Source organism: Kitasatospora sp. NPDC059812, assembly GCF_042732075.1.
Classification (GTDB): Bacteria; Actinomycetota; Actinomycetes; order Streptomycetales; family Streptomycetaceae; genus Kitasatospora.
The window spans coordinates 45,650-56,039 of the sequence record NZ_JBHWIO010000058.1; the positions used below are offsets into that span (position 1 = coordinate 45,650).

Annotated in this window: 8 protein-coding genes and 1 pseudogene; 2 read left to right on the top strand and 7 right to left on the bottom strand. The window is 72.7% G+C overall.

The window, feature by feature from the left end:
- Window positions 1-200: 200 nt before the first annotated feature.
- Window positions 201-452 carry a hypothetical protein gene (locus ACFV6D_RS25890; protein ID WP_063348222.1) on the bottom strand — a complete coding sequence of 84 codons (252 nt, stop codon included), beginning with the start codon at window positions 450-452 and terminating at the stop codon, window positions 201-203.
- A gap of 213 nt (window positions 453-665) precedes the next feature.
- Here ACFV6D_RS25890 and ACFV6D_RS25895 point away from each other — a divergent pair, with 213 nt between their 5' ends.
- Both ACFV6D_RS25895 and ACFV6D_RS25900 read left to right on the top strand, forming a co-directional pair.
- Window positions 666-2,303, top strand: coding sequence for a DNA repair helicase XPB (locus ACFV6D_RS25895; protein WP_063348223.1), 1,638 nt, complete (start codon window positions 666-668; stop codon window positions 2,301-2,303).
- Window positions 2,304-2,764: 461 nt separating this feature from the next.
- The gene (locus ACFV6D_RS25900; protein ID WP_380561257.1) at window positions 2,765-4,816 is read left to right on the top strand and encodes a HelD family protein; all 2,052 of its coding nucleotides are present in this window, start codon (window positions 2,765-2,767) and stop codon (window positions 4,814-4,816) included.
- 58 nt (window positions 4,817-4,874) lie between these two features.
- On the opposite strand, the pseudogene ACFV6D_RS25905 reads toward ACFV6D_RS25900, so the two are convergent.
- The 6 genes and pseudogenes from ACFV6D_RS25905 to ACFV6D_RS25930 all read right to left on the bottom strand — a co-directional run bounded on the left by ACFV6D_RS25905 (window position 4,875) and on the right by ACFV6D_RS25930 (window position 9,797).
- Window positions 4,875-5,643 (bottom strand): annotated as a pseudogene (locus ACFV6D_RS25905) (copper homeostasis protein CutC).
- A 57-nt stretch (window positions 5,644-5,700) separates the two neighbouring features.
- Window positions 5,701-6,693 carry a hypothetical protein gene (locus ACFV6D_RS25910; RefSeq protein ID WP_159398459.1) on the bottom strand — a complete coding sequence of 331 codons (993 nt, stop codon included), beginning with the start codon at window positions 6,691-6,693 and terminating at the stop codon, window positions 5,701-5,703.
- A complete protein-coding gene (locus ACFV6D_RS25915) occupies window positions 6,690-7,073 on the bottom strand; it encodes a PadR family transcriptional regulator (protein WP_079135692.1) in 384 nt (127 codons plus the stop codon). The genes ACFV6D_RS25910 and ACFV6D_RS25915 overlap by 4 nt, the downstream gene beginning before the upstream one ends.
- Window positions 7,074-7,172: 99 nt before the next feature.
- The gene (locus tag ACFV6D_RS25920; protein ID WP_063348227.1) at window positions 7,173-7,529 is read right to left on the bottom strand and encodes a hypothetical protein; all 357 of its coding nucleotides are present in this window, start codon (window positions 7,527-7,529) and stop codon (window positions 7,173-7,175) included.
- 95 nt (window positions 7,530-7,624) lie between these two features.
- Window positions 7,625-9,247: a chaperonin GroEL gene (groL, locus tag ACFV6D_RS25925; RefSeq protein ID WP_063348228.1), complete on the bottom strand. Its 1,623-nt coding sequence runs from the start codon at window positions 9,245-9,247 to the stop codon at window positions 7,625-7,627.
- A 346-nt stretch (window positions 9,248-9,593) separates the two neighbouring features.
- Window positions 9,594-9,797, bottom strand: coding sequence for a cold-shock protein (locus ACFV6D_RS25930; RefSeq protein ID WP_030289665.1), 204 nt, complete (start codon window positions 9,795-9,797; stop codon window positions 9,594-9,596).
- Window positions 9,798-10,390: the final 593 nt, after the last annotated feature.

The following is a 10,390-nucleotide window of genomic DNA, read 5'->3' on the forward strand; positions in this document are numbered from 1 at the left end:
CTCTGTTTGTGTGGTGGTTGGTGGTGTTTTTTTTCTTATCCCCCCCCGCCCCCCCGTTTGGTTACCGCCGCGGGTTTCTGGTGGGCGGGGGGCTCCCCCCCCCCCCCCCCCCACCACGCCGACGAGCTCCGCACCTTCGCCCTGCACCGCATCACCGGCGTCGCGGAACTCGACGAGTAACCCCGGCGGCAGGGCCGGGCTCAGTGCCCCTGCGACTCCTTCATCTTCTCCTTGACGGCCTTGTCCGCCAGGCTGCCGATCTCCCCCTGCCCGACCGGCAGCGAGCCTCCGCCGACCTGGTCGGCGATCAGGAATCCGGGCGCGGCGAGCAGCCCGCCGGGCCCCTCCCCGATCCCCGCGAGGGCGTGCGCGGAGCCGACGGACGAGGCGGTGGCCGCGAAGGCCGTGCCCATCAGGGCGAGAGCGGTGAGAACGCGCTTCGACTTCTTCATGCCCGGCTCAACGAGCGATGCGCACCGTGGTCACCCGGAGCCGTCGCCCGGGGCGCGGGTACCGGCGCGGTCGCGGTCGCGGGCGCGGTCACCCGTACGAATGGAAGAAGCCCGATCACGTTTGGAAGGGGCCCGCTCACGTTCGCCGCGCAATGCGCGACACTGGAGGGTCTGCGTCAATCCAGCCTGTCAGCCAGTGGAGGGCTTCCCCGCGTGAACGACGGACCGCTCATCGTCCAGAGCGACAAAACTCTTCTCCTGGAGATCGATCACCCCAAGGCCGCCGAGTGCCGCCGCGTCATCGCGCCGTTCGCCGAGTTGGAGCGCGCCCCCGAGCACGTGCACACGTACCGGGTGACGCCGCTCGGGCTGTGGAACGCGCGGGCGGCGGGGCACGACGCCGAGCAGGTGGTCGACGCCCTGGTGACGTACTCGCGCTACCCGGTGCCGCACGCACTGCTGGTGGACGTGGCGGACACCATGGGCCGCTACGGGCGGCTCCAGCTGCTCAAGCACCCGACGCACGGGCTGGTGCTCGCCACCACCGACCGGCCGGTGCTGGAGGAGGTGCTGCGCTCCAAGAAGATCGCCCCGCTGGTCGGCGCCCGGGTCGACCCGGACACGGTGGTGGTGCACCCCTCCGAGCGCGGCCAGATCAAGCAGGTGCTGCTCAAGCTCGGCTGGCCGGCCGAGGACTTCGCCGGGTACGTGGACGGCGAGGCGCACCCGATCGAGCTGGACGAGGACGGCTGGCGGCTGCGCCCGTACCAGGCACAGGCCGTCGAGGGCTTCTGGCACGGCGGCTCGGGCGTCGTGGTGCTGCCCTGCGGCGCCGGCAAGACGCTGGTCGGCGCGGCCGCGATGGCGCACGCCAAGTCGACGACGCTGATCCTGGTCACCAACACCGTCTCGGCCCGCCAGTGGAAGCACGAGCTGGTCAAGCGCACCTCGCTCACCGAGGAGGAGATCGGCGAGTACAGCGGGACGCGCAAGGAGATCCGCCCGGTCACCATCGCCACCTACCAGGTGATGACCACCAAGCGGAAGGGCGCCTACGCGCACCTGGAGCTGTTCGACGCCCGCAACTGGGGCCTGGTGGTCTACGACGAGGTGCACCTGCTGCCGGCGCCGGTGTTCAAGTTCACCGCCGACCTCCAGGCCCGCCGCCGCCTGGGCCTGACCGCGACGCTGGTGCGCGAGGACGGCCGCGAGGGCGACGTGTTCAGCCTGATCGGGCCCAAGCGCTTCGACGCGCCGTGGAAGGAGATCGAGGCGCAGGGCTACATCGCGCCCGCCGACTGCTGCGAGGTGCGGGTCACCCTGACCGACTCGGAGCGCCTGGCCTACGCCACCGCCGAGCCCGAGGAGCGCTACCGCTTCTGCGCCACCACGGCGACCAAGCGGCGGGTGGTGGAGGCGCTGGTGAAGAAGCACGAGAAGGACCAGACGCTGGTCATCGGCCAGTACATCGACCAGCTGGACGAGCTCGGCGAGGTGCTGGACGCGCCCGTGATCAAGGGCGAGACCAGCAACGCCCAGCGCGAGAAGCTGTTCGAGGCGTTCCGCAACAAGGAGATCGGCGTCCTGGTGGTCTCCAAGGTCGCGAACTTCTCGATCGACCTGCCCGAGGCCACCGTGGCCATCCAGGTCTCCGGGACGTTCGGCTCCCGCCAGGAGGAGGCCCAGCGCCTGGGCCGCGTCCTGCGCCCGAAGGCGGACGGCCACTCGGCGCACTTCTACTCGGTGGTCGCCCGGGACACCGTGGACCAGGACTTCGCCGCCCACCGGCAGCGCTTCCTGGCCGAGCAGGGCTACGCGTACCGCATCATCGACGCGGACGACGTGCTGTAGGGCGTGCGGCAGGGCACCCCGGCCCCGGACACCGTCGCGCCCGAGGAGGACCACGCGCGCGGCGGTGCCCGGGGCGGTGCCGCCGCGGTGCGCGTCCTCCGGGTCGTACGGGGGCCGGGACCTGCGGGCCCGGGACCTGCGGGCCCGGGACCTGCGGGCCCGGGACCTGCGGGCCCGGGACCTGCGGGCCCGGGACCTGCGGGCCCGGGACCTGCGGGGCTGGGACCTGCGGGCCCGGGACCTGCGGGGCTGGGACCTGCGGGCCCGGGACCTGCGGGGCTGGAACCCCGGGCCGCACGGGTCTAGGATCGTCCGTCTGCCCCCTCCCGAACCGTGGTACCTGCTGAAGTCGCGCAGGCAGCCGGGGGAGGCGCCGACCGCACGGCAACCGGTCGGCCGTACCCACCGTGAGCTCCATCGATCCGCTGCGCCCGGTTCCGGCGCAGCCGGGAAGGTTCGCTGTGCCCGCCACCCCCACCACCGACCCCCTCCAGCGCGAACGCGACCACCTGGCCGCGTCCCGGTCCGCGCTGCGAGCGATGCGCGAGGACGTCCAGTCGCTGGACCTGCGCGACGTGACCGGCACCTGGGTGTCCGCCGCCGTCCTCCAGAACCAGATCGAGGCCCGGATCGCCGCCCTCGCCGACCTCTCGCACACCCCGCTGTTCTTCGGCCGCCTGGACTACCTGCACGCGATCAGCGAGGAGCTGAGCGAAGGAGGAGGCGGCGAGAACTTCTACATCGGGCGCCGGCACGTCCACGACGCCGACGGCGACCCGATGGTGATCGACTGGCGCGCGCCGGTCTCCCAGCCGTTCTACCGGGCCACCCGCACCGAGCCGCTGGACGTCGAGCGCCGCCGCCGCTTCGGCTACACCGCCGGCGAGCTCACCGCCTACGAGGACGAGCACCTGAGCGACCCGGCGGAGGCGGACACCGCCTCCGCCCTGCTCGCCGCCGAGATCGAGAAGCCCCGTGTCGGCCCGATGCGCGACATCGTCGCCACCATCCAGCCCGAGCAGGACGAGATCGTCCGCTCCGACGTGACGGGCACCATCTGCGTCCAGGGCGCCCCCGGCACCGGGAAGACGGCCGTGGGCCTGCACCGCGTCGCGTACCTGCTGTACGCGCACCGTGAGCGCCTCGCCCGGACGGGCACGCTGGTGATCGGGCCGAACAACGCCTTCCTCTCCTACATCGAGCAGGTGCTCCCGGCCCTGGGCGAGCTGGACGTCGCCCAGGCGACCGTGCAGCAGCTGGTCGGGCACGTCGAGGTGCGCGGCGAGGACGACCCGCAGGCGGCCCGGCTGAAGGGCGACGCCCGGATGGCCGAGGTGCTGCGCCGGGCGGTGCGCGCGGGCATCGCGCTGCCCACCGAGCCCTGCGTGGTGGTCCGCGGCTCCCGCCGCTGGCGCGTCCAGGCGCACGAACTCGCCGCGATCATCGAGGAGCTGAAGGGCCGCGAGGTGCGCTACGGCGCCGCCAGGGACGCCCTGCCGCAGCGGATCGCGCACACCGTGCTGCTGAAGATGGAACAGTCCGGCGAGGCCCCCGACGACCGGGTGCAGGACGCGGTGGCCCGCAACGCCGCGGTCAAGGCGGTGGCCAAGGAGTGCTGGCCTGCGGTCGATCCGGCGAAGCTGGTGCTGCGGCTGCTCTCCGACCCGGAGTTCCTGGCCGCCTGCGCGGAGGGCGTGCTGACCCCGGAGGAGCAGCAGGCGGTGCTGTGGCCCAAGCCGGGCCGCTCGGTGAAGACGGCCCGCTGGACGCAGGCCGACGCCGTCCTGGTCGACGAGGCGACGGACCTGGTGCAGCGCACCCCCTCGCTCGGGCACGTGGTGCTGGACGAGGCGCAGGACCTCTCCCCGATGCAGTACCGCGCGGTCGGCCGCCGCTGCACGACCGGCTCGGCGACCGTCCTCGGCGACCTCGCCCAGGGCACCACCCCGTGGGCGACGGCGAGCTGGCCGGACGCGCTGCGCCACCTGGGCAAGCCGGACGCCCACGTCGAGGAGCTGACCAAGGGCTTCCGGGTGCCGGAGGAGGTCATCGCGTACGCCTCCCGGCTGCTCCCGGCGATCGCCCCGGGCCTGGCCCCGGCGACCTCCGTGCGCGACGCCCCCGGCTCGCTGACGATCCGCCGCCTCCCGGACGGGGAGGCCGTGCCCGCCGTCCTGGCGGCCTGCCGCGAGGCGCTGGAGCACGAGGGCTCGACCGGGCTGATCGCCGCCGACGCCCGAATCCCGGCGCTCGCCGAGGCGCTGACCGCGGCCGGCCTGCCGTACCTGTCCCCCGGCGCCGAGACCAGCGCCGAGGCCCGGCTGACGCTCGTCCCGGCCTCGCTGGCCAAGGGCCTGGAGTACGACTACGTGGTGCTGGACGAGCCGGCCGCGGTGGTCGCGGGCGAGCCGGACGAGCGGACCGGCCTACGGCGGCTGTACGTGGCGCTCACCCGTGCCGTCTCCGGCCTGACGGTGCTGCACGGCGAGCCGCTGCCCGCGCAGCTGCACTGAGGAACCGGGCAGCGGGGGCCGGCCCCACCGGGACCGGCCCCCCGCCCGCCGCGCGCGCTCAGGCGTCGATCAGCGCCCGCCACTCGGCGACCTTGGCCGCGTCCACCGGCGTCCGCCAGCCGTCGGCCCGCACCGCGCCGCCGACGTGGAAGCCGTCGAAGCCCTCGGCCCGCAGCCCCTTCAGGTGTTCGGCCCGCAGGCCGCCGCCGATCAGGATCCGCTGCCCGTACCCGGGCTCGCCCGCGCGGGCCAGGTCCGCCAGCAGCACCTCGTGCCCGGCGTCGACCCCGGCGGCCGCGCCCGAGGTGAGGAAGGTGTCCAGCCCGGGCAGCGGGGGGGGGGGGGGCCCCCCCGCCCCGCGGGGGGGGGGGGGGGGGGGGGCGGGGGGGGGGGGGGGGCGCGCCCCCCGCCCCCCCCCCCCCGCCGGCCCGCAGGGCGGCCCGGTCGGCGCTGTGGTCGATCGCCCGGTGGAAGGTCCAGCGGCAGCCGGCCACCGCCTCGGCGACGGCGGCGGTGGCGGCCAGGTCGACGGCACCGTCGGCGTGGAGGAAGCCGAAGACGAACTCCTCGGCGCCCTCGGCCCGCAACGCGGCGGCCCGGGCGGCCAGTTCGTCCAGGCCGCCGGGCGCGAAGCCGTCCTGGATCCGGAGCATGACGCGCAGCGGGATGTCGACGGCGGCCCGGATCCGGGCGAAGTCCTCGACGGGCGGGGTGAGCCCGTCCGCGGCCATGTCGGTGACCAGTTCGAGCCGGTCGGCGCCGCCCGACTCGGCAGCCTGGGCGTCCTGGGGCGTCAGCGCGATGACTTCGAAAATTGGTCTAGACATATCAGTAGGTTGCCACATCCGGCCGGGCCCGGCGAGCACTTCGCCCCAGCCCCCGGGTCACGCCAGGCTGCGCCCCTTCCCGGAGCCCCCGCCGAACCGTCCGCCGAGCCCGTCGCCGGTCCCGATCCGGCGCACCGCCACCGCAGCCGCCACCAGGAGCAGCAGCACCGGCGCCGCCATCGGCAGCACGTGCCAGAACCCGCGGCCCTCGCGCCAGATGTTGAACAGGCCCGCGAACATCGTCAGCGACAGCACCGCGACCCCGACGGCCGCCGGCAGCACCCGGCCGCGCAGCGCGGTGAAGGTCAGCAGCAGCGGCCCGATCAGCAGCACCGCGAACCACTGCATGTCCAGCGGGAAGGTCGAGTCGCCCCAGTGCTGGAGCGCCACCAGCAGCCCGCCCCCGAGGACCGAGGCCAGCGCCAGCCCGCCGGAACGCCAGGAGGCCCTGGGCAGCAACTCCGTCGGCGCCGCGGCCAGCAGCAGCGCCCCCAGCACGAACGGCATGGTGGCCACGCTGCTGTCCCCCACCCCCCAGAGGTCGAATTCCGGCGGCAGCACGACGGCCTTCGCCAGCACGAACAGCGCGGAGACGGCCTGGACCAGCGAGATGACCCGCACCGCCGTCCAGCGCCCCGTCACGACGGCCACCGCGAGCAGCAGCGCGATCACCGGCGGCGCGATGGTCAGGGCGTACGTGAGGTACGAGTCGTCCCAGGTCAGCCGATGGGCGGCCCGCTCCGCATCGCTCACCCACGGCACCAGGGCCGCACCGGCCAGCGCCCCGGCGACCATCGGCGCGGCCAGCGCGAGCACCCGCCCGGCCAGCGAGGAGCCGGTCAGCCCGAGCCGCACCCGCAGCCCGTACGCGGCCAGGTCGAACGCCTCGCGGGCGACGGCCGAGCGGCCGGCCTCCGCCGTGGTGTCGGCGAACACCGCGGCCAGCTCCTCGCCGCGCTCCCGGCGGTAGCGCGGCGGGTAGAACTGCAGCGCCGCCCGCAGCGCGGTCGAAGGCGCCCCCATCGTCGGCGTGGTCATGGGTGTGGTCATGCGAAGAACCCCCTCATCATCGACTTCCCCTCCGGCTCCGGCTTTCCCTGCAGCGCCGACAGGACGTTCGCGAGACGGCGCTCCGCCTCGGTGGCGACGGCCCGCAGCCGCTCCGCCTCGGAGGCCAGCGCCTCCCGGCCGACGCTGGTCAGCGCGTAGCTGCGCCGTGCCCGCCCGTCCACGACCTCCTCCGCGGCGACCTCGATCAGCCCCTGCTGGAGCAGCCGGTCGAGGGCGCCGTACAGGGTGCCGGTGCGCATCTTGACCCGGCCCTCGGAGATCGCGGCGATCTCCTGGATGAGGGCGTAGCCGTGTCTCGGGGCGTCCGCCAGGGCGGTGAGCAGCAGCAGCGTCGGCTCCTGCATCGAGCGTTCAGTCATACGACTACATATATCGTCAACCTACCTATAGGTCCAGTACTCCCGCCGCCCGGTCCACCACGCGGACCACGAGCCGGCTACGAGCGGGCCAGGAGCTGGCTAGGAGAGCTCCCCCACCGGCGCGACCACCGCACCCTGCTTGCCGCACACCCAGTGCGGCTCCGGCCCCAGCTCCGGCTCCACGCCGAGCGCGTGCGGGTCCCCGTCGGCGGCGCAGGCGGTACACAGCGGCCAGCGCCCGTACGCCTCCAGCAGCGCGTCCTGGACGTCCTGGGCGACCAGCCCGAGCACGTACTCGGTGCCGTCCGGCCACTGTTCCAGCCACCAGCGGCGGTGCGTCACGGCCTGCTCCACCAGGGAGACGACGGCGGCGTCCGCCACGTCCCGCGCGGTGAGGTCGGCCAGGATCAGCGCCCGCGCGTTGTGCAGCGCGGTCTCGATGTCGTCGGAAGCCATCTGTCCATTCTCCGGTAGAACGCCGTGTGGGCGGCCCCCCGAAGGGGACCGCCCACACGATCAGGAACCAACTGATCCGATCGGTGTGATCAGGATCAGAAGTCCATGTCACCGCCCGGCATGCCGCCGCCGGCGGCCGCAGCGGCCTTCTCCGGCTTGTCGGCGATGACGGCCTCGGTGGTGAGGAACAGCGCCGCGATGGAGGCGGCGTTCTGCAGCGCGGAGCGGGTCACCTTGGCCGGGTCGATGATGCCCTCGGCGATCAGGTCGACGTAGGTGTTGGTGGCCGCGTTCAGGCCGTGACCGGCGGGGAGGTTGCGCACCTTCTCCACCACGACGCCACCCTCCAGGCCGGCGTTGGTCGCGATCTGCTTGATCGGGGCCTCCAGCGCGACCTTGACGATGTTGGCACCGGTGGCCTCGTCGCCCTCCAGCTCCAGCTTGTCGAAGGCGACCGAGGCCTGCAGCAGCGCGACGCCACCACCGGCGACGATGCCCTCCTCGACGGCGGCCTTCGCGTTGCGGACGGCGTCCTCGATGCGGTGCTTGCGCTCCTTGAGCTCCACCTCGGTGGCCGCGCCGGCCTTGATGACGGCCACGCCGCCGGCCAGCTTGGCGAGGCGCTCCTGGAGCTTCTCGCGGTCGTAGTCCGAGTCGCTGTTCTCGATCTCGGCACGGATCTGGTTCACGCGGCCGGCGACCTGCTCGCTGTCACCGCCACCGTCGACGATGGTGGTCTCGTCCTTGGTGATGACCACCTTGCGGGCGGTGCCCAGCAGGTCGATGCCGGCGTTCTCCAGCTTGAGGCCGACCTCCTCGGAGATCACGGTGCCACCGGTGAGGATGGCGATGTCGCCGAGCATGGCCTTGCGGCGGTCGCCGAAGCCCGGGGCCTTGACGGCGACGGACTTGAAGGTGCCGCGGATCTTGTTCACGACCAGGGTCGACAGGGCCTCGCCCTCGACGTCCTCGGCGATGATGACGAGCGGCTTGCCGCTCTGCATGACCTTCTCCAGCAGCGGCAGCAGGTCCTTGACCGAGCCGATCTTGGAGTTGGCGATGAGGATGTACGGGTCCTCGAACGTCGCCTCCATGCGCTCCAGGTCGGTCGCGAAGTAGGCGGAGATGTAGCCCTTGTCGAAGCGCATGCCCTCGGTGAGCTCAAGCTCCAGACCGAAGGTGTTGCTCTCCTCGACGGTGATGACGCCTTCCTTGCCGACCTTGTCCATGGCCTCGGCGATGAGCTCGCCGATCTGGGTGTCGGCGGCCGAGATGGAGGCGGTGGAGGCGATCTGCTCCTTGGTCTCCACGTCCTTGGCCTGGGCCAGCAGCTGGTCGGAGACGGCGGCGACGGCCTTCTCGATGCCGCGCTTCAGGGCCATCGGGTTGGCGCCGGCGGCGACGTTGCGCAGACCCTCGCGAACCAGGGCCTGGGCGAGCACGGTGGCGGTGGTGGTGCCGTCACCCGCGACGTCGTCGGTCTTCTTGGCGACCTCCTTGACGAGCTCCGCGCCGATCTTCTCGTAGGGGTCCTCGAGCTCGATCTCCTTGGCGATGGAGACACCGTCGTTGGTGATCGTGGGGGCGCCCCACTTCTTCTCCAGCACGACGTTGCGACCCTTGGGGCCGAGCGTGACCTTCACTGCGTCGGCGAGCTGGTTCATGCCACGCTCAAGGCCGCGGCGAGCTTCCTCATCAAAGGCGATGATCTTGGCCATCAGAAGTGGTCCTCCGGGACACGGTCGACTGCTCGGACCAAGGGGTGCCCGCGACGGACGGCCCTGGTGTGCGGGGGTCCTTTCCCCTACCGCTCCCGGGGGCCTCACCGACCCGGTCCGCTGTCACTCTCACGCTGTGAGTGCTAACGCCAATGATTAGCACTCCGGGTGGTCGAGTGCAAGCCCAATCGCGATCCCGCGAGCCGTCCGGGGCGCTCCCGCCGACCCGCGCAACTCCCCGCCGGGGAACGCCGACGGGCCCGCACGACGCGTGTCGTACGGGCCCGTCGAGAAGCGAGTGGTCACCAGCCGTGGGCCGCGCCGAGCTCCTGGGGTCGGAAGGGGGTCACACCGCGGCGCGGACCATGTCCGCCTGCGGGCCCTTCTGTCCCTGGGAGATCTCGAACTCGACCCGCTGGCCCTCCTCGAGGGTGCGGTAGCCGTCCATCTGGATCGCGCTGTAGTGGACGAAGACGTCCGCACCACCGTCGACCGCGATGAAGCCGTAGCCCTTCTCCGCGTTGAACCACTTGACGGTGCCCTGAGCCATTCCGAACTCCCCTAGTGCTGTGCTGGCCCTTCACGCGCCCGCAGGTCGCGGGCCCGGGTCTGGTTTGAAGGCCGGCCCGGGGAACCCCCCCTGGGCGCAGCCGTGCACGCCGCAGTCCTCCGCCGGGGGTGCCTGACGGCGCCCTGTGAGCGGGTGATTACGTCGACCGCGGCTGAATGTATCCGGATCGACGCCCTCTGCAACAGGGTCAGCTGCGGGGAATTCCGGCACCGCGCCAAGGGGCAGGACGGGCGAAAGCGGGAGGAATTCGGCATTTCACGCCGGACATAGCGGACGGATTACTACAAATCCCCGCGGGAATTCTGACATCTGCCTGACATGTTTCACGGCCCAGGCATCCGACCGGTCTCAGCGGCCGGACGACCGTCCGGCGATTCGCGGGTGAGGATGAGGGGAAGCCCTGTTCCCAACCGAGCCACACTCTACTCCGACTTGACCCCGCCATATTCCCGCCGAAATGCGGCCGGCCGTCCGTGCGTACGGAGAACGGAATTCCTATAGCGCGGCTGGCCGCCGGGGGGCTACGCTCGGGCGGGGGGGCGGGCGCCGGGGGCGGCACAGCCGCCCGCCCG

What these genes read in the sequence shown, in the direction of transcription:
- groL (WP_063348228.1), bottom strand. Translation starts at nt 9,247, where the DNA reads ATGGCCAAGATCATCGCCTTTGATGAGGAAGCTCGCCGCGGCCTTGAG.
- ACFV6D_RS25930 (WP_030289665.1), bottom strand. Translation starts at nt 9,797, where the DNA reads ATGGCTCAGGGCACCGTCAAGTGGTTCAACGCGGAGAAGGGCTACGGC.
- ACFV6D_RS25920 (WP_063348227.1), bottom strand. Translation starts at nt 7,529, where the DNA reads ATGGCTTCCGACGACATCGAGACCGCGCTGCACAACGCGCGGGCGCTG.
- ACFV6D_RS25915 (WP_079135692.1), bottom strand. Translation starts at nt 7,073, where the DNA reads ATGACTGAACGCTCGATGCAGGAGCCGACGCTGCTGCTGCTCACCGCC.
- ACFV6D_RS25890 (WP_063348222.1), bottom strand. Translation starts at nt 452, where the DNA reads ATGAAGAAGTCGAAGCGCGTTCTCACCGCTCTCGCCCTGATGGGCACG.
- ACFV6D_RS25910 (WP_159398459.1), bottom strand. Translation starts at nt 6,693, where the DNA reads ATGACCACACCCATGACCACGCCGACGATGGGGGCGCCTTCGACCGCG.